Annotated in this window: 17 protein-coding genes and 3 pseudogenes; 12 read left to right on the top strand and 8 right to left on the bottom strand. The window is 36.5% G+C overall.

Annotated features, from left to right (window positions below):
• Positions 1-73 precede the first annotated feature (73 nt).
• The 4 genes from celB to LA20531_RS10115 all read right to left on the bottom strand — a co-directional run bounded on the left by celB (position 74) and on the right by LA20531_RS10115 (position 2,996).
• The gene (gene celB, locus LA20531_RS10130; RefSeq protein ID WP_056940513.1) at positions 74-1,426 is read right to left on the bottom strand and encodes a PTS cellobiose transporter subunit IIC; all 1,353 of its coding nucleotides are present in this window, start codon (positions 1,424-1,426) and stop codon (positions 74-76) included.
• Positions 1,427-1,768: 342 nt separating this feature from the next.
• Positions 1,769-2,158: a PTS cellobiose transporter subunit IIA gene (locus LA20531_RS10125; RefSeq protein WP_236704181.1), complete on the bottom strand. Its 390-nt coding sequence runs from the start codon at positions 2,156-2,158 to the stop codon at positions 1,769-1,771.
• A 98-nt stretch (positions 2,159-2,256) separates the two neighbouring features.
• Positions 2,257-2,625, bottom strand: a complete 369-nt coding sequence (locus tag LA20531_RS10120; protein WP_025014330.1) for a PTS lactose/cellobiose transporter subunit IIA — start codon at positions 2,623-2,625, stop codon at positions 2,257-2,259.
• Between the two features lie 35 nt (positions 2,626-2,660).
• Positions 2,661-2,996 (bottom strand): PTS sugar transporter subunit IIB, encoded by a 336-nt coding sequence (locus LA20531_RS10115; RefSeq protein ID WP_025014331.1) that lies wholly within the window; start codon positions 2,994-2,996, stop codon positions 2,661-2,663.
• A 365-nt stretch (positions 2,997-3,361) separates the two neighbouring features.
• Between LA20531_RS10115 and LA20531_RS10110 the strand changes: the two genes are divergently transcribed.
• The 4 genes from LA20531_RS10110 (at position 3,362) to LA20531_RS10095 (ending at position 6,261) form a co-directional block, all read left to right on the top strand.
• Positions 3,362-4,069 carry a GntR family transcriptional regulator gene (locus tag LA20531_RS10110; RefSeq protein WP_056940512.1) on the top strand — a complete coding sequence of 236 codons (708 nt, stop codon included), beginning with the start codon at positions 3,362-3,364 and terminating at the stop codon, positions 4,067-4,069.
• An 85-nt stretch (positions 4,070-4,154) separates the two neighbouring features.
• A complete protein-coding gene (locus LA20531_RS10105; RefSeq protein WP_056940511.1) occupies positions 4,155-5,603 on the top strand; it encodes a 6-phospho-beta-glucosidase in 1,449 nt (482 codons plus the stop codon).
• A gap of 212 nt (positions 5,604-5,815) precedes the next feature.
• The gene (locus LA20531_RS10100) at positions 5,816-5,989 is read left to right on the top strand and encodes a CsbD family protein (protein ID WP_082589042.1); all 174 of its coding nucleotides are present in this window, start codon (positions 5,816-5,818) and stop codon (positions 5,987-5,989) included.
• A gap of 11 nt (positions 5,990-6,000) precedes the next feature.
• Complete coding sequence (locus LA20531_RS10095; protein ID WP_025014333.1) at positions 6,001-6,261, top strand: GlsB/YeaQ/YmgE family stress response membrane protein; 261 nt, start codon at positions 6,001-6,003, stop codon at positions 6,259-6,261.
• Positions 6,262-6,296: 35 nt separating this feature from the next.
• Here LA20531_RS10095 and LA20531_RS10090 read toward each other — a convergent pair whose 3' ends face one another.
• Both LA20531_RS10090 and LA20531_RS10085 read right to left on the bottom strand, forming a co-directional pair.
• On the bottom strand, positions 6,297-6,968 hold the full coding sequence (locus tag LA20531_RS10090) for a DNA alkylation repair protein (protein WP_056940510.1): 672 nt from the start codon (positions 6,966-6,968) through the stop codon (positions 6,297-6,299).
• 69 nt (positions 6,969-7,037) lie between these two features.
• Positions 7,038-7,992: pseudogene (locus LA20531_RS10085) on the bottom strand (alcohol dehydrogenase catalytic domain-containing protein).
• 147 nt (positions 7,993-8,139) lie between these two features.
• Between LA20531_RS10085 and LA20531_RS10080 the strand changes: the two are divergent.
• From LA20531_RS10080 to LA20531_RS10060, 5 genes are all read left to right on the top strand, one after another.
• Positions 8,140-8,625, top strand: coding sequence for an AraC family ligand binding domain-containing protein (locus LA20531_RS10080; protein ID WP_056940509.1), 486 nt, complete (start codon positions 8,140-8,142; stop codon positions 8,623-8,625).
• A gap of 65 nt (positions 8,626-8,690) precedes the next feature.
• A complete protein-coding gene (locus LA20531_RS10075; RefSeq protein ID WP_099202218.1) occupies positions 8,691-9,740 on the top strand; it encodes an IS30 family transposase in 1,050 nt (349 codons plus the stop codon).
• Positions 9,741-9,790: 50 nt separating this feature from the next.
• Positions 9,791-10,006, top strand: a complete 216-nt coding sequence (locus LA20531_RS11675) for a hypothetical protein (RefSeq protein WP_236704163.1) — start codon at positions 9,791-9,793, stop codon at positions 10,004-10,006.
• Positions 10,007-10,088: 82 nt separating this feature from the next.
• Positions 10,089-10,322: a helix-turn-helix domain-containing protein gene (locus tag LA20531_RS11670; protein ID WP_224429468.1), complete on the top strand. Its 234-nt coding sequence runs from the start codon at positions 10,089-10,091 to the stop codon at positions 10,320-10,322.
• Positions 10,323-10,365: 43 nt separating this feature from the next.
• On the top strand, positions 10,366-11,295 hold the full coding sequence (locus LA20531_RS10060) for a nucleoside hydrolase (protein WP_056940331.1): 930 nt from the start codon (positions 10,366-10,368) through the stop codon (positions 11,293-11,295).
• A gap of 164 nt (positions 11,296-11,459) precedes the next feature.
• On the opposite strand, the pseudogene LA20531_RS10055 reads toward LA20531_RS10060, so the two are convergent.
• Both LA20531_RS10055 and LA20531_RS10050 read right to left on the bottom strand, forming a co-directional pair.
• Positions 11,460-12,542: pseudogene (locus tag LA20531_RS10055) on the bottom strand (GW dipeptide domain-containing protein); the annotation flags it as partial.
• Between the two features lie 194 nt (positions 12,543-12,736).
• The gene (locus tag LA20531_RS10050) at positions 12,737-13,006 is read right to left on the bottom strand and encodes an FMN-binding protein (protein ID WP_056940330.1); all 270 of its coding nucleotides are present in this window, start codon (positions 13,004-13,006) and stop codon (positions 12,737-12,739) included.
• Positions 13,007-13,311: 305 nt separating this feature from the next.
• On the opposite strand from LA20531_RS10050, the gene LA20531_RS10045 reads away from it, so the two are divergent.
• The 3 genes and pseudogenes from LA20531_RS10045 (at position 13,312) to LA20531_RS10030 (ending at position 17,747) form a co-directional block, all read left to right on the top strand.
• The gene (locus tag LA20531_RS10045; RefSeq protein ID WP_056940329.1) at positions 13,312-14,922 is read left to right on the top strand and encodes an Mbeg1-like protein; all 1,611 of its coding nucleotides are present in this window, start codon (positions 13,312-13,314) and stop codon (positions 14,920-14,922) included.
• A 503-nt stretch (positions 14,923-15,425) separates the two neighbouring features.
• Positions 15,426-16,010 carry a MarR family winged helix-turn-helix transcriptional regulator gene (locus LA20531_RS10035; protein ID WP_056940327.1) on the top strand — a complete coding sequence of 195 codons (585 nt, stop codon included), beginning with the start codon at positions 15,426-15,428 and terminating at the stop codon, positions 16,008-16,010.
• Positions 16,011-16,019: 9 nt separating this feature from the next.
• Positions 16,020-17,747, top strand: a pseudogene (locus LA20531_RS10030) (ABC transporter ATP-binding protein).
• Positions 17,748-17,775: the final 28 nt, after the last annotated feature.

Raw genomic sequence — 17,775 nt, 5'->3', positions numbered from 1 at the left:
AAAAAAGCCACAACTCGAATTGAGTTACGGCTTTTTCTAGTTCAAAGTTTAATAATTAATAATATTTTCTCTCTTAGTTCTTAGCAGCGTCTGCTTTTTCTTGCTTAAGAAGAACATTGTCGTAGTGCTTAATGAATGGGAACCATACTAAGAATGCGACGATGGCACAAACGATTGAAAGAACTGCGCCTTGCCAGCTAGCAGTAGCAATGAAACCACTTAAACCAACTGGAGTTGGCCATGGTTGTTGCACAATGATCTTAGGAACAAGGTGTGAAGTTACAGCGAGGTAACCAACAATACCTGAAGCAAGTGGAGCACAGATGAATGGAACTAACAAGTTAATGTTATAAACAATTGGTAAACCGAACAAGATAGGTTCGTTAATATTGAAGATAGCTGGAACTAATTCAACCTTACCAATTTCCTTCAATTGAGCTGAACGTGAACCAAAGGCTAACCAAATAGCCATACCTAAGGTAGCACCTGAACCACCGATAATTACGAATGCGTTCATTGGGTCACCAGCAAAGAAGTGAGTTGCACCCTTTACGTTAGCAGCCATGTTAGCCAAAACAATTGGAGTATAGAATGAACTCATAATTGTGGCACCGTGGATACCGAACCACCATAAGAAGTGGATCAAGAAGATAATGATGAGGAAGCCCCACCAAGTATCAGCAATGTTACTAATGAATGAGAATGGAATGTAAAGAACTTGGAAGATATCAGTTCCCATAGTTACCAAAATCAATTCAATAACAGCAACTACTACAGCAACACAGAAGCCTGGAATCAAAGCACTGAATGAGTTTGAAACACCAGCTGGAACAGATGCTGGCATCTTAATTCTCCAGTTGTGCTTTACAGTGTAACGGTAAATTTGAACCGTTAACCAAGCAACTACCAAACCGGTGAAGATACCTACAGAAGCAATTCTAGTGATACCACCAGTTGAAGCTTCGTAACCACCAGCAACCATCTTAGCCTTGGTAAGAATAGTTACGAATTGAATTGAACCATTCTTCCAAACAAGCTCTGGTACAGTGATGAAGAAAGCCATTAAGAACATCAATAAAGCGTTCATTGGAACTAAGTCCAGCTTTTCTTCTTGACGGTAGATATTCGTGTATGAATATGCAAAAGTACCGGCAAATACCAAAGCTAAAATACCCATAGTTGAGTTGTAAACAACTTGGAACAAGTTAGTAAAACGACCCAAGGTATTAGCATAAAATGCAGCAAACCCGGGAATTGGAAATGCTTGAGGCAAAATAGTCAAAATTAAGAAGATTGCCCCGATAATTGAAAATGAAATAACGCTATAACCAGCGTCCATGATAGCTCTAACAAAGCGAGAGCCTGCGAACTTACCAGCAGCCGCAGCCATTCTATCTTTGAAAGATGCAGAGTTTGAATCAGCCATATTTCTTTCCCTCCAATATTCTGAAACACTCATTAAATCTGAACAAGTTCATTATATCGAAAGCGATTTCATATGTAAACGCTTTTTGTTCACATACGGTATACTTTTTGGTCATTAAATATAGACTTTTGCCGTTCTGACGCAGTTTAGATCATTATAAAAAAACTTATGATATTTCATAAATTTTTTCGTATAAGCTATTGCTGATGCTTTTTAAAGGTCTCAATTACACGATAATAGCGATCTTTATTTTTTATAATTTGACGAATGCGGTATTCACATAAAGCAACCAATAAAATTCCAACTAGTAATAATGCTAATAAGAAGTATTGCACATCATTATTAATTGCAAATGGAAAAATTATTAATTGCAAATGGAAAAATTGTTTTGCAAACAGGTGTAAATATTAAAACAGCTAAAACAACATTGAATGCCATCTGCACATAGAGATAAATCCTAGTAATCGGAATATCTCTTTTACGATTATGCATCTTAGATAATTGTTCAAAACTAGCAACCGCTGAATAAATTCCCATTGCTAGAGTTAAAATCATGCCCACTACGCTACCATATGAAGCACTGATAATCAGCCACATCAAGTTAGTAAAGAAAAAGATAGTCACTACATACCTAATCATTAAATAGCGACTGAAATACATGTACTTGATACTATCTTGATGTTTTTTACGAGCCACTTCAATTTTTGTCTTTTCGACTTCTTCTTTATTCATTTTTCTCTCCAATCAATTTTCCGATATTTTTAGTCTAACATTCTTTGGTATAAAAAATAGCCTCTGCTAAAAAGCAGAGGTTATTTTCTCAGCGATTACTAATCTTCTTTTTTAAGAGAACCAGACTTATATAGCTTTTCATAAAGATCAACCATTTCTCCAGCCAAATCTCTAAAGGTGATTGCGTTCATTAAGTGGTCTTGTGAGTGAACTACAAGCAAAGTAACGTGCATGTGGTCACCTTGAGCTTCTTTAGTAAGCATATTAGTTTGTGAGTTATGTGCTTCAAGAAGTGACTTGTCACTTTCCTTAAGTTTCTCGCGTGCTCCGTCAATATCGCCCTTCTTTGCAAGACGAATTGCTTCGAATGCTAAGCTTTTTGCGTTTCCCCCGTTAGCAATAAGGCCCATAGCAGCCATCAAAGTTTCTTGTTCTTTTTGCTCTGGAGTTTGTTTTTCTTCTGCCATATAATCAGTCTCTCCTTTTTATTGGTTAATTAAAATTAGCCCTTAATTAATTTTTCAGCTTGAGCCAAAACGTTCTTACCGTTCATCATGCCGTAGTCTTGCATGTTAATAACGTCCAAAGGAATGTCCTTGCCGTCTTTACCCTTGCCTTTAACTTTGTTTTCAAAGTCAGCCTTCATGTAACTTACTTGAGGTCCAAGAAGAACACAGTCAATTTGTTGTTGTTCCATCTTTTCGTCAGCTTCTGAAGCAGGACATGCAAAGATTTCTGCGTCAATGCCTTCTTCTTTAGCAGCAGCTTGCATCTTAGTTACTAAAAGTGATGTACTCATACCAGCAGCACAGTTTAACATGATAGTTTGTTCAGCCATAATAATATTTCCTCCTAATTATTACGTTTTATAGTTTAATTAGTTTTATATTGATCTACGCCAATTATTATAAAACGCTTTCATTGCTTTGTAAATAAAAAATTATACATACGCTAAATATTTTTTAACGCTTATATAATCAACTTCAAGCATAAATATATACTTTTGTTTCTTGCCAAATAATATTATGCATCATTTGTAAGCTTTTTCAAATACATATATGACATATGTAAAGCATATCACTTTACTTATGAAATTACTTACAAATTTTTTGGCACTTTTTAGTAACCGCTTTCATATTAACAAAAAAAACTGTTATAATATACATGTAATATATTTCTTTACAATAGAAAGGAGGTACAATTTTGAGCCGCTATCAAGAAATCGCTAATGATATAGAAAAAGATATTATTGAGAAAAAATACACCAAAAGATTGCCTGAACAATTTGACCTTGCTCAGAAATACAACACCAGTCGAGTGACGATTGTTCATGCGCTTAAGATTTTGCAAGATAAAAAATTAATTAAGACCGTTAAAGGTCATGGTACATTTATTACAACAAAATCAATTCCTGATATTTTCCTAAATTCTGGTGTTAATGAACACAATGGTTTTACTAGACACGTTAATAGTGCTGCATTCCATCTTGTGAGTCATGTCATTGCCTTTAATATTAGAAAACCTAGTGCCGATGAATGCAAAGCTTTAAACTTAGGCAAAAACGATGATGTCTATGATATTATTCGCCAACGTGTTTTAAATGGAAAACCTGCCAAACTTGAATATACTGTAATGCCAGTTAAACGGATCCCTGGCATTACACTTGATATCTTGCATAAATCAGTCTATTCATATATTCAGAATGATCTTGGCTTGAAGATTGGTAAGGATAATCGAGTTATCACTGCCGAAAAATCTGATGCCTACGATATGAAATATTTAGATTGCCTGCGTGATGATCCTGTTCTCTGCATTCATCAAAAAGCATTCCTAGATGATGGTCGCCCATTTGAATTATCAGAGACGCGTAATCGTTACGACCGTGGGGCCTTGACCGTCAATGGAGATTAAAACCACTTGATTTTAAAAAGTAAGTATGTAAGAATTGCATTGTAAACGTTTCCAATTACATACGAGAAAGAGAGGAATTTTATTAATGTATTCAGCAAAAATGCCAAAGAACTTTTTATGGGGTGGTGCCGTAGCTGCTCACCAACTTGAAGGTGCTTGGAAAGAAAGCGGCAAAGGTACTTCTGTTGCCGATGTTATGACTGTTGGTTCTGCCACCAAGCCACGTGAAATTACCGATGGCGTACTTCCTGGCAAGAACTACCCTAACCACTCAGCAATTGATTTCTATCACCACTATAAGGAAGATATCAAGTTAATGGCTGAAATGGGCTTCAGGGCTTTCAGAACTTCAATTGCTTGGACTAGAATTTTCCCTAATGGTGATGAAAAAGAACCAAATGAAGAAGGTTTAAAGTTCTATGACGATTTATTTGATACTTGTCATGAATACGGCATTGAACCTGTAATTACCCTCTCCCACTTTGAAATGCCATTTAACTTGGCTAAGAATTATGGTGGTTTTACTAACCGTAAAGTGATCGACTTCTTCGTTCGTTTCGCTGAAGTTTGCTTCAAGCGTTACAAGAACAAGGTTAAGTACTGGATGACTTTCAATGAAATTGATAACCAATCAGCATTTAACAACGACTTCTTAATGGCTACCAACTCCGGTATTTTATTCAAAGATGGCATGACTGATAAAGACAAAGAAGCAGCTATGTACCAAGCGGGTCACTATGAACTTGTTGCTTCTGCATTAGCAGTTAAGATCGGTCACAAGATCAACCCTAACTTTAAGATCGGTTGTATGATCAACTATTCACCAGTTCGTCCACTTACTCCATCAAGTGATGATGTATTGCTTGCTGACAAGTGGGAACAACGTCGTGACTGGTTCTCAGACGTTCATGTCTTTGGTGAATATCCAAATGCTGTTGAAGCTTACATTGAAAGAAATGGCTATCGTCCAGACATTACTGATGAAGACAGAATTGTCTTAAAGGAAGGTACTGTTGACTACGTAGGCTTCTCTTACTACCAAACTACTACTGTTTCAAGCGAAAAGGTCAAGCCAGATGATTTAACTGACTTGGCTAAAGCAGTTGCTAAGAACCCTACTTTGATGCGCAGTGATTGGGGTTGGGAAATTGACCCTGAAGGTCTTAGAATTGCTTTGAACCAATTGCAAGATCGCTACCACAAGCCATTGTTCATCGTTGAAAATGGTCTTGGTGCTTACGACAAGGTTGAAGCAGATGGTTCAATTCACGATGATTACAGAATTGACTACTTGAGAAACCACATCTCTGAAATGGAAAAGGCAGTTGAACTCGATGGTGTTGACTTGATGGGTTACCTTCCATGGGGATGCATCGACTTAGTTTCTGCCGGTACCGGTCAAATGGACAAACGTTACGGCTTCATCTACGTTGATAAGAACGACGCTGGTGAAGGTACTTTGAAGCGTTCACGCAAGGATTCATTCTTCTGGTACAAGAAGGTCATTGAATCAAACGGTAAAGATTTAGACTAAAAGTCCATCACGAATACACAAAGAGTTAGAGTAAAATCTAACTCTTTTTATTTTGGTAAAAAGGCTCAGTTATAGCTAGTTACTTATTGTGCAATTAAAAGTGCTGGTTTATAAACTATTTCTTAAGTCATCTTCAATGCTTTGACACAGTGTCACTAAAAAGATATAATATACTTGTCAATTAAATTAATTGTATAGAAAGGACTTATATGATGACTAAAGCAAAAAGTGGCCTAAAAGACAAGATTATCGGCAAGGCCAAAGAAGTTGAAGGTAAAATTACTGACAACAAACTTCGTGAAGCCGAAGGCAAAGCCCAACAAGCTAAAGGCAAGCTTAAGGACAAAGCCGCTAAAGTTAAAAAAGACATACAAGAAAAGGACTGAGGTGACCTAAAATGTTACATTGGCTATGGGCATTAATTGTTGGTGGTGTGATTGGTTTAATTGCTGGTGCTATTACCGGTAAGGGCAAATCAATGGGATGGATTGCTAATATTTTAGCTGGTCTGATCGGTTCATCACTTGGCGAATTATTACTTGGCAATTGGGGACCACAAGTAGCTGGAATGGCGATTATTCCATCTATTGTAGGAGCAGTTATCTTAGTATTAATTGTTTCTCTATTTTTAAGTAAACTTAACCACAAACATTCTTAAACGAATATCAAAAGCAAAAAAACAAATGGTCTTTTCTAAAGATCGTTTTTTTTTAAATATTTACTACCTTCCGTAATACTTAACTTGGCCAAATGATTATAATTTCCATCAATAAAGTCACCTACCCATTCTGGATTAGTTTTAGAATAATCTCTTAGTGCCCAACCAATTGCTTTATTAATGAAAAAATCGTCACTTTCAAGATTATTTTCAAGGATTTGACTAAGTAAAGCAGTATTCATCTTATCTTTTCTAAGCAATTGATGTTCAATCGCAACTCGTCTTACCCACTTGTCAGGATCCTTTGACCAATCAAGCATTAATTGATCTACTCGTTGATCCTTTAATCCTACATAACCATAGAGCTTCATTAAACTGTCAATTGTGTCCCACCACTGCTTAGTTCGAACGTAATGCTCTATTTTAAATAAATCATCATAGCTGACATATTTCTCCATTGCAAGCAAATAATCACAAACAAAATATTGCATTTCACGATGCTTATCATTCCACGCTTGATCAAGTAAATTCCAATCGATCTGCTTTTTCTTTTTTTCATCTTTTAAAATTTGGTGATATGCATCCCTACGCGCAGGTGATTTCAACCCATAAAAGACAAATTGATTGCGCAAATATTTAGCCATCTGAATTGCATTATCTTCGTTTGCTCTCTTTTCAAAATTCTTTTTTAAGTCTTCAATATTCATAAAATAATTGTACTAAAAAAGACCCAATTAAGGGCCTTTTAAACGGATATTTATCTCTTTTTAACTATTTTATTCACCAGGTTTGTAATCCTTATCGATAATCAAAACTGGCTTGATAGCTTTACCTGAAACTGAAGCTTGGTTTGCTTCATTAATGTCTTCAAAGTCAAAGAACTTTTCAGTCTTTTCGTAATCAAACATGCCTAACTTATTGAATCTGATCAAACGAGGTACATCGATTTGAGGAATGACATCACCCATGTTGACACCGATAACCTTCTTGTCACCAACACAAAGGTCATTCCAAGTTGAGAAGGTAAAGTCATGTGGAGTTACGGCAATAGCTGCAAGTGTACCACCTTGTGCAAGGCATCCCAAGCTGGCTTCATTACTGCTGGCAAACCAGTAGTATCAACGGCATAGTCAATACCATAGCCATTAGTCAATTCTTGAATCTTCTTAACTGGATCTTCATCCTTAGAATTGATTGCATCAGTAGCACCTAATTCCTTAGCAAGTTCCAAACGAGAAGGACCTACGCGACGAAGGTCGGCATCCTTATCAACTTTGACACAGTTTCTTTGGTTAGTCACAGTAGTGGTAGTAAATGATGATTGGTTGAACATATCTGAGATATGCTTACCATTTTCTTGGAATTGATCATCACCATCAAAACGAGTACCTGACAAATTGTATTTAGCGTAGTTACGACATTGAGTTGGAATACCTTGCAAACACTTATCACAAAGACCATCTGCATAGAAGGCCATTACAACGTGATCACCAAGTTTTAAGTTTTGGACTTCTGAACCAACTTTTTCAATAATACCTGCACCTTCGTGACCTAAGATTACAGGATAGCCTAGGCTTGCATCCCCTTTACGAATAGCTTCGTCTGAGTGGCAAATACCGCTGGCCATCATATGTACTTGAACATCGGTTGGGCCAATATCATGTAATTCAATATCATCTTTAATTACGAAAGGATCGCCCTTTTTTCAACAACAGCAGCTTTTATCTTCATAATACATGTCTCTTTTACTACTTACTTATCTATTCATAAGTTTTTACACTTTTTATCTTACACTTTGTGAAAATTTTTACAATAGTAAAAATCAGGTTTATAGAATATTATTTTTTAAGATTTATAATAAAGAAACAGGCCTGGCTTATGATTAAACAAGCGGTATTAGATAAATTATCTGCTTTAACCGAAATCGAAAAAGAGAAGCCAGAAACCAGTCAGTTCGGAAATGATCTTTCGCATTATACATTAATTAAAACGGTCGACAAACGTGTCGTTAATAAACGACTTTTAAGTCACCACTCTATTTACCTAAGCAAACACAATCGCTTTGCTCCGTATCCTCTTCATAGTCATCAATTCGTTGAAATCAACTACATGCTTAAAGGTGAATGTGATGAATTAGTTGAAGACGAACCAATTCATTTAAAAGAAGGAAACGTTTTAATGATGGATATCGGCTGTCATCATAGCATTAGTACACTTCATCAAAATGATTTAATGATTAATTTGATCTTTAATAATAAAAATATTTCCTTTAAATTCTGGGATGAAACCCACAAAAAGGATAGCTTCATTTATCAATACATTTTCGCCGATTGTAAAATCAAATTGAACACTTTAGAAAAATAAAAAGTCCATTTGGACCTGTTTGATAGAATGTTAATAATCACAAAAACATCTATTGGAGGTCACAAATGGACTCTTTACATTCTATCATGCCTAAGCACCAAAAGGGAAAGCATTTATCATTTGAGCAACGGGTTGTTATTCAAACCCGTATTAAAGACGGTTTCTCTCTTAGGGCTATTGCTCGTGAGCTTGATTGCTCTCCTTCTACTATCAGTTATGAGGTTAAACGTGGTACTGTTTTGCTTTATCATGGTAAGCAAAAACGCTATAAGGCACAACAAGGTGATAAAGCTTACCAAATACATCGTAAGAATTGCGGTCGTAAATCAGATTTCTTAAAGAAATCTGACTTTATCAAATACGTTAATAAGCATTTCTGCGAAGATGGCTGGTCTCTTGATGTATGTGCCAATCGCTGCTTAGCTTTAGGAGAATTTTCTCGTGATCAGGTAGTTTGCACTAGAACCTTGTACAACTATGTAGATCAATGCTTAATGGGTATGAGAAATTCTGATTTGCCAGAAAAGTTAAAGCGCAATACTAAAATACATCGCATTCGTAAAAATAAGAAAAAGCTTGGCCGAAGTATTGAAGAACGTCCCAAGGAGATCAATGATCGTAAGGAATTTGGCCACTGGGAATGCGATTTAGTCTTAGGACATAAAACTAAGGATGATCAAGTACTGCTAACTTTGTCTGAACGAATGAGCCGTGAATTTTTAATCTTGCGTATTCCTGATAAGACAGCCGCCAGTGTGATGACTGCTTTTCAGGCTCTGCGCAAACAGTATAGTGAACATTGGAATGACATCTTTAAGACAATTACAACTGATAATGGATCAGAGTTTGCGGATTTATCCAATCTGGAGACAGTTTCAAAAACCCTGGTTTACTATGCTCATCCATATACTTCTTGTGATAAAGGCACTGTTGAAAGACACAATGGCCTTATTCGCAGATTTATTCCCAAAGGTGATTACATCAATAACTATTCTCTTCAAGATATCATTAATATTGAAACCTGGTGCAATTCGCTACCAAGAAAGATCTTGGCATATCATACTCCAGATGAAATCTTTGAGAAAGAATTAGATCATATCTATCAAGCAGTATAAATGTTCAATTTATTATTGCAATTTACGATCAATACATTTTTAACATTTCTATGCAAAATCATAATAAGCAGAAGTTCATCCTCTTCCCTAAAAACGCTGATATTACTGACACGATGGACGAGATCATCAACGAATACTTTTCCGGTTACAAATATCGCGGCATGATTATCGATAATTATTTCAATATTTTACTTGCAAAAATTATTCGTAATTATCCAATGATTAAGAAAAGAACCTATGATAACCAACAAAAAAATATTAGTTGATCTGCTCACTGAAATATCCAACCATTATCAAATCATTTCTTTAGAGTAGCTAGCTAATCGTTATGGCTACACCAAACAATACTTGAGCAGTTTGATTAAGAAAATATCTGGGCAAACTTTTATCGAACTAAGAACCAGAAAAAGATTGGAACAAGCCAAATATTTATTGACCTCTAGTGACTACTCCATTGCGGAAATTTGCGACCTAGTTGGTATTCATAATTTAAACTCTTTTTATACCAAGTTTAAAAAGCAATATCATATTATGCCTAGTGATTATCGAAAAAAGAATTATTTGGATGATCATTTTCTCTGATCTCTTGCTAAAATAAAGATATATAGTTAGAAAGGTAAGATTTATGGAAAACATTTATTTTAATCACGATGGCAACATCGATGATTTAGTATCTTATTTATTACTCTTGCAAGCTCCTGACATCAAACTACTTGGCGTTGGGGCCATCGATGCTGATGGCTATATTGATCCTTCAGTTGAAGCCTGCCGTAAAATGACTGATTTATTCAATTTACGTGGTGATCAACTTGCTGTAGCTCGTTCAAATTCTAGAGCAGTTAACCAATTCCCACACGAATGGAGAATGGCTACTTACTCATTCAATTATTTGCCAATGTTGAACGAAAAAGGACACATTGATACCAAGCAAGCTGAATTGCCTGCTCACCTTGATATGGTAGAAAAAATTAAGCATGCCCAAGAACCAGTTACCTTAGTTATGACTGGTCCTTTAACTGACCTTGCCCGCGCTCTTGATGCTGATCCTGAGATTGAGAAAAACATCAAGATGCTTTACTGGATGGGCGGTTCACTCGATGGTCACGGCAACGTTGCAGTAGTCAACGCCGATGGCAGTCAAGAATGGAATGCTTTCTGGGATCCATACGCTATTAAACGTGTCTTTGATTCAAACATTAAGATTCAAATGGTAGGTTTAGAGAGTACCGAAGAAGTACCATTGAATGATGAACTAAGACAACACTGGGCAAGCTTACGTAAATATCCTGCAATGGATTTAGTTGGTCAAGGATACAGTATGATCGTTTCTCTTCCATCAGCTGAATTATACTTATGGGATGTTTTAACTACTGTTAGTGCGCTTTATCCTGAAGTTGTTGAAACAGAAACAGCTCATGCCAAGGTAATTACCGACGGGCTTAGTGCTGGTAGTTTTGTATGTGATCCAAATGGACGCGAAGTAACTTTGGTTACTAAAGCTAATAAAGATTTGTTCTTTAAGAGAATGGACGAAATTCTTGAAAGAACTAAGTAAAATACCAAACAAAAAAATACAGGGAATGTAAATTGATACATTCTCTGTATTTTTTATTTATTAATCTATTTTATTAAATACGACCTTGAGTTAATTCAGCACGTTGTGCAAATTGAACTTAGAGGCTAGCACCAGTAACTGACATACCTTCAATTTCTCTTCTATTTGTAGTTGTCGTAACCACCATTGTGGAATAATGCATACATAGTGTTGTCGCCAACAAAAGTTGCGTTGTGAACGTAACGGTCATCAGAAATTCTAACAGTCCAAATCTTGTTGATCTTCATATCACTCTTACGGATTTGGAGGACTTCTTCTGAACGAGGCCCATTACTGTAGTTATTGTCATTAGCTAAAACATAAATGTAATTTGATGATGAGCCTAGTGATTGACCGTGACCTAACTTAATGTAAGAACTAACCTTACTGTTGTTAGCATATGACTTGAAGGTTGACCAACCCATAGTAGTCAAGTTTTGAGCAGCATACTTACTCTTAATAGCGTTCAAGTTGTATGAAACGAGGTGGCCGTGTTGGTCACTGCTGTTGGTAAACATTGAGGTAGTGAATACGCCACTGTTGACAGTAATACCTTCAGGAATAACACCCACTTGACCCATTGCATCCCCAGCTTGACCGTAGCTTAAGCTGACAAAACGAGGTTGGTACAATCTGGTTCTTAAAGTTAAACGGTTGCTCTTAAAAGTATTGCTGCTGGTTTCTGAAGTATAGTGGTGAGCAGCATTCCAGTTTCTTGATGAACTCTTTGAGCCGCCATTCCAAGTAGTTACTGACTTAGGATTCTTAGTAGGTTGGCCCATTTCACCATCGCCATCACGTACGTCAATGTGAAGGGATGCTTTTGCCTTGCTATAGCTGTAGTTGACAGTTGCGTCACTGGTACTTACATAAGCTTTAGATACGTTAACCTTGCTTGGGTTGACAGCAGTACCTTGACTGTCAGTAGCATAGTTAATTGCATCTCTAGTTGGGAATGAGTAATCTGAATTCTTAACTACAGAAACGCTACCTCCAAGAAATATTTGGTTTCTAGCAAAGAATTTTTCGCTAACCCAGCCAACCTTGCGGCCATCAACAATAATGTTCCAGAAATTACCCTCCTTAGTTGAAACGTATTCCTTAGATTGGATTTGACCATGCTTGAAATACTTGGTAGAAGTAAACTTGCCGCTAGGGCCACCTTTAGAAATATTGTGGTAAATAGCATAATTGCCATCGCCGGCAATCTTAGTTACAGCTTTGCCAAAACTTTTGGCACTAACTTGTTGGCTTTATGCTACTCCTACAAATAAGCCTGCAAGAAGAGCACTAGTGATGATAACACCCTTAAATGTCTTTTTCATTTTTCCTCCAAATATAGTAACAAAAAAATTACAGACTCATTTTACCACTACTTATTCTATCTAAAAATAGAATATTGTTATTTTTCTGCCTTTTTCAGAGCAGCTTTTACTGCTTCCTTAGCCCCATTGGAAGTAAAGGTAGCTCCGGCAACCGCATCAATGTTAGCCGACTGCTTAGCCAAAATTTCATTTTCCATCTTACCTTTAGCTTTTTGACCATATTGTGGAGTCTTAGTAGATAGATCAAGATTGACAGAAGTTATTTTATTATTACTTATTTCTAATTTAGCTGTCACAAAGCCTGCCATTCCTCGAGCTTGTGCAGAATATATTCCATTTTTTAACATATTTTGTATCCTCTTTTTTAAAGGATATAAAAGAAAAAGTTACAATTAGGCATATCATTATTCGAATATAATTGATATACTAGCTTGTGGGTCAAAATGTTTTATAAGTCCTTATTATGACCCATTTACAGGTAGTAAGAATCCCCTTCTACCTGTTTTATTATAACTCGAATAATTACAAGCGTTATTATATTTTTTTAAGATCTTTTGAAATTTATGCCAAAAGGTCTTTTTTATACGCTATCTTTAAACAGTTAAGTTAAAATTGATATAGGAATTATTTTATTCAATTGAAGATGGTAGAAATGTTTCCAGACAATAATATTCTTACATACCTAAAATGGCGGGGCGACGTTGATTTTAGCACATCACCTTTTAATGACATCGACGCCCTCGTCTTATCTATTTTTTCATATCTAGAATTACCAGATATTGTTGATAGTGGCAGTAAAACAATTACACTTGAAAAAGCCGCTAAAATCTATTTTGCCGCAGATCATGAACGGACTGACGCTAAGCAATACCAAGATCTATTTAAATTAATGGCTAAAGCCGACAGATTCAAAGACGCAGAATTATCGTATTTTGTCAGTACCTTAACCGAACACACACAGTTTAGTGCCATTAAGATTGCATTAACTGACGGCACAAACTTCATTGCCTTCCGTGGTACCGATGATTCATTAATTGGCTGGAAGGAAGACTTTGAAATTAGTTTCAAGGTTACGATTGCCCAAAGACAAGCCGTCAAACTGCTTGAAAGAATTCTGAACGCAGACAACGAAGACTATTATTTAGGCGGCCATTCTAAAGGTGGTAACTTAGCCGAATATGCAGCGATTAATATGGAACCAAAATTGCGCAAGCGTATCAAACGCATTTATACTTTTGACTCACCTGGTATCGCCGAAGAAGTTGGTGCACAATTGCCAAGAAAATATCTGCAAAATACTTTGCGTCGGTTTGTGCCAGAATTCAGCGTTATTGGTCGTTTGTTTGAACCAGAAGGTATCAATCCTACAATCGTTAATAGTACGAGAAAGAACTTGAGTCAACATGATGCCTACAGCTGGCAAATTATTGGTTCTAATTTTGATACCAAAAGACACCGTAATCCTCAGTCACGCGTCTATAACCAATTAATCAATCAATGGATTGGTAATGCCACCTTAAAAGAGCGTGAATCATTGACTAACGATCTTTTCTCAGCTTTAGGTGCCGGTGGCGCTACTAAAATCAATGAATTGGCCAACAACGGCTTCGGTGGATTCGGTGCGATTTTGATTTCCTTAACTGACTCATCTAGACGAACCAGATTCGTATTTGGATCACTATTTTCATCGATTTGGCAAACAATTAAGAGTCGACAAATTATTAATACGCTCTTTTCTACTGATACTATTGTTGGTTGGATCTTAGTTATCCTTGGTATTATCAGTTTGACTTTGCCACAATACGCTGTACGAGCATTTGGTGCGCTGGTTGCCTTCACTGGTATTGGCTTCAGCGTGCATCAGATATTGAATACTGCTAAGTCTCAGTTAAAAGATAGACAGAAGAATTTCTTTATTATCTCTTACTTAGTTGTATTTGCGCTTTCAACGGCACTAATTTCGAACAATCGCCTTTTAATCTTTTTAGCACACTATTTCTTAGGACTATTTTTGATCATCTACTCCTACGTTCGACTCAGAAGCATCATTTTGCGGCGGATACCTGGAGTATTTCGTAAAATCATAGTAGGCATTGAAGCGATCATTGCCTTTGCTTTGGGGATTGTCGTTATTGTAAATCCAAGAGCATTCGATCGCAAGTCAATCATTGCCATTGGTATTTTGTTAATTATATATGGCTTCTTTAAGCTGATTGGTGAGTTATTCAGCCAGCGGCCTAAGATGCCAAAAAGTCATAGATAGACAAAAAGAAGAGTTTAATAACTCTTCTTTTTTTTATTGATCAAATATTATAAATAACTCCTACTAAACTAGCTAAAGCTAAGGCCCAGATAAATCCTATAAGTAAGGCTAAGAAAAAGGCCACAGTTTTATTTATCTTTTTAGCCATAAGAACATAAGTTAAAGCCCAGATCAGCATTTGCGAGAAAGTCAAAATCCAAATAAGATACCGCTTCAAGCCTATTAAAGGAAAAAGCAAAGCCAATATGATAGTTGCTAATAAGCCCACTACACACCATTTCAAAGAGATTTTCTTAAACTGGTTCTCAAAACAAACGAATAAAAAGCCGAAAAAACAAGGAAAAAAGATGTTAGGGTCAATCTATAGTAATGATTCCATTCTCTCAACTCCAATTTAATTTTGTATCAATTTACCATATTTCAATTATTTAGCATAGTATTTTTAGATAATTAACATTGCACAAATTATTAACAGGTACCTGATATAAATACAGGAGTTAAATATGGATCAAGAAAAAAGAGAATTTAACGAGAAATTTATGGAATTACTCTATTCCATTAGAAAATTTCACATGCTATCTCACAAAAATGTTAGTCCTTTGCAAGACACTAGCCGTGGTCAAGGACGGATTCTGGCGATGCTTAGACTCAAATCCGAGATAACAGCTAAGGATTTAAGTTATATTTTAGGCATCAGACAGCAATCTTTAAATGAAACGTTGCAAAAGCTAGAAAAAGAAGGCTACATTGTACGTACCCCATCCCCTAAAGATCGGCGCGTCATGCTAATTAGTCTTACTGAAAAAGGTAAAGAAATAAAGCCCGTACAACATGATTGTTTAGATGTACTTGACGAGTTTTCTAATGAAGAACTAAAGCAATTCGCAAGTTATATCGATCGCTTGCGTAAAGCCTGTGATCAACAAATTAAAACTATTGCTAGTCCCGAAGATGAAGCACGTTTTGACGAATTTCACGAGCGGATGCTCAACATGCGTAACAAAATGGACAGTGAAGATTTCAAAAAAATGATGCGTCACAGTCGTGAAATGCCATTTGGTGGTCTATTCCATCACCCATTTGACTAGGAGGTTGTTATGGATAGAAAACAAAATAATTTCAGCTTTAAAGACTTCTTCAGTCTGATCAACCAAATTCATCCTAAATATTGGCAACTTGTGTTGGGAATCATTCTTGGCTTTATCTCAACTGGAGCCAGCCTTTTTGTGCCACAGCTTGCGCAACGATTAATCAATAATTTTAAACACATTAGCACCAATCTGGTGGTCATTACTGCCATTATTTTTATCGGTGGCCTAATCGTTGGTGCCCTTTCTGGTTTAATCCTCGGCATTTTTGGTGAAGATGTAGTTGCCAAACTGAGAAAAACGCTCTGGCAAAAAATGCTTCATTTGCCGGTAAAACACTTTGACAATACCAAGACAGGTGAAATTAGTTCACGTTTAGTCAATGATACGTCTCAAGTTAAAAATCTGCTAGCCAATACTTTACCTAATGCTGTCACTTCTCTACTACAATTTTTCGGTGCATTAGTAATTATGATGGCGATGGATTGGCAAATGACCTTGATTATGTTTATCGCCGTTCCACTGGTAGTTGTGGCTCTACTCCCAATCATGCAACAATCACGTAAAATCGGCCGTAAGCGCCAGGACGAACTAGCCAACTTTTCAAGCGATTCTACCAGTGTTTTAAGCGAAATTAGATTAGTTAAGTCTTCCAACGGTGAACCAAAAGAGTTAAACGTTGGAAGCAATCGGATTTCTAGCCTCTACGGTATTGGTGTCAAAGAAGCATTCATTAATTCTTTAACCCAGCCAATTATTAATATGATGATGCTTTTATTCTTGGGAATTCTCGGCTACGGTGCAATCCGAGTAATGAATGGCTCACTTACGATGGACACTTTAGTTTCATTTTTAATGAACCTCTTCCAAATCATTAGTCCAGTAATTATCATCAGCCAATTCTTCAACGAATTATCTAAGACAAGTTGTTCAACTCAGCGGATCAATGAAATGCTCAATGAACCTGAAGAAATTGCTCAAGATGAGCAAAATGTAGATATCACCAACAAAGAACTTAAATTCGAACACGTCGATTTTTCCTACAAAGATGGCAAGCCAATCCTGCATGATATCAATGTTCAAGCCAAACCTAACACGGTCGTTGCCTTTGCCGGCCCTTCAGGAGGCGGCAAATCTACTATTTTTTCATTAATTGAACGTTTTTACAAACCAACTGCTGGTAAGATTACGATTGGCGGAGAAAATATTGATGAAATCAGTTTGGAAAATTGGCGTAAACAAATTGGATTAGTTGGTCAAAATTCCGCTGTCATGCCGGGTACTATTCGTGAAAACTTGCTTTACGGGTTAGAACGTGAAGTTAGCGACGATTAATTATGGCAGACACTTGATATGGCCTATGCCAAAAAATTTGTTCAAGAAATGGATGATCAATTAGACACTCAAATTGGTGAACGCGGAATTAAGCTTTCTGGCGGTCAAAGACAGCGAATTGTAATCGCCCGTGCCTTCTTGCGCAATCCCAAGATCTTAATGCTTGATGAAGCAACCGCCAGCCTTGACTCAGAATCCGAAGCAATGGTGCAAAAAGCCTTAAGTAGTCTGATGAAAGACAGAACCACTTTAGTTATCGCCCACCGTTTAAGTACAATCGTTGATGCTGATACGATCTATTTCATCGACCATGGCACCGTCTCTGGATCAGGAAAGCATGAAGAATTAATCAAATCTACTCCACTTTACGCAGAATATGTAAAGAATCAATTTAAGAAATAATCAAAAAGAGCTCAGTTCAAATTAACTG

The organism is Lactobacillus amylovorus DSM 20531, from assembly GCF_002706375.1.
Taxonomy (GTDB): domain Bacteria; phylum Bacillota; class Bacilli; order Lactobacillales; family Lactobacillaceae; genus Lactobacillus; species Lactobacillus amylovorus.
The sequence above is the reverse complement of the archived record's forward strand: the minus strand, read 5'-3'. Positions and strand labels throughout refer to the sequence as shown.

Bases quoted from the DNA above. Each gene is read 5' to 3' on its own strand.
- LA20531_RS10090 (WP_056940510.1), bottom strand. From the start codon at position 6,968: ATGAATATTGAAGACTTAAAAAAGAATTTTGAAAAGAGAGCAAACGAA.
- LA20531_RS10120 (WP_025014330.1), bottom strand. From the start codon at position 2,625: ATGGCAGAAGAAAAACAAACTCCAGAGCAAAAAGAACAAGAAACTTTG.
- LA20531_RS10105 (WP_056940511.1), top strand. From the start codon at position 4,155: ATGTATTCAGCAAAAATGCCAAAGAACTTTTTATGGGGTGGTGCCGTA.
- LA20531_RS10095 (WP_025014333.1), top strand. From the start codon at position 6,001: ATGTTACATTGGCTATGGGCATTAATTGTTGGTGGTGTGATTGGTTTA.
- LA20531_RS10115 (WP_025014331.1), bottom strand. From the start codon at position 2,996: ATGGCTGAACAAACTATCATGTTAAACTGTGCTGCTGGTATGAGTACA.
- LA20531_RS10080 (WP_056940509.1), top strand. From the start codon at position 8,140: ATGATTAAACAAGCGGTATTAGATAAATTATCTGCTTTAACCGAAATC.
- LA20531_RS10060 (WP_056940331.1), top strand. From the start codon at position 10,366: ATGGAAAACATTTATTTTAATCACGATGGCAACATCGATGATTTAGTA.
- LA20531_RS10050 (WP_056940330.1), bottom strand. From the start codon at position 13,006: ATGTTAAAAAATGGAATATATTCTGCACAAGCTCGAGGAATGGCAGGC.
- LA20531_RS10125 (WP_236704181.1), bottom strand. From the start codon at position 2,158: ATGAATAAAGAAGAAGTCGAAAAGACAAAAATTGAAGTGGCTCGTAAA.
- LA20531_RS10035 (WP_056940327.1), top strand. From the start codon at position 15,426: ATGGATCAAGAAAAAAGAGAATTTAACGAGAAATTTATGGAATTACTC.
- celB (WP_056940513.1), bottom strand. From the start codon at position 1,426: ATGGCTGATTCAAACTCTGCATCTTTCAAAGATAGAATGGCTGCGGCT.
- LA20531_RS10075 (WP_099202218.1), top strand. From the start codon at position 8,691: ATGGACTCTTTACATTCTATCATGCCTAAGCACCAAAAGGGAAAGCAT.
- LA20531_RS10100 (WP_082589042.1), top strand. From the start codon at position 5,816: ATGACTAAAGCAAAAAGTGGCCTAAAAGACAAGATTATCGGCAAGGCC.
- LA20531_RS11675 (WP_236704163.1), top strand. From the start codon at position 9,791: ATGCAAAATCATAATAAGCAGAAGTTCATCCTCTTCCCTAAAAACGCT.
- LA20531_RS10045 (WP_056940329.1), top strand. From the start codon at position 13,312: ATGTTTCCAGACAATAATATTCTTACATACCTAAAATGGCGGGGCGAC.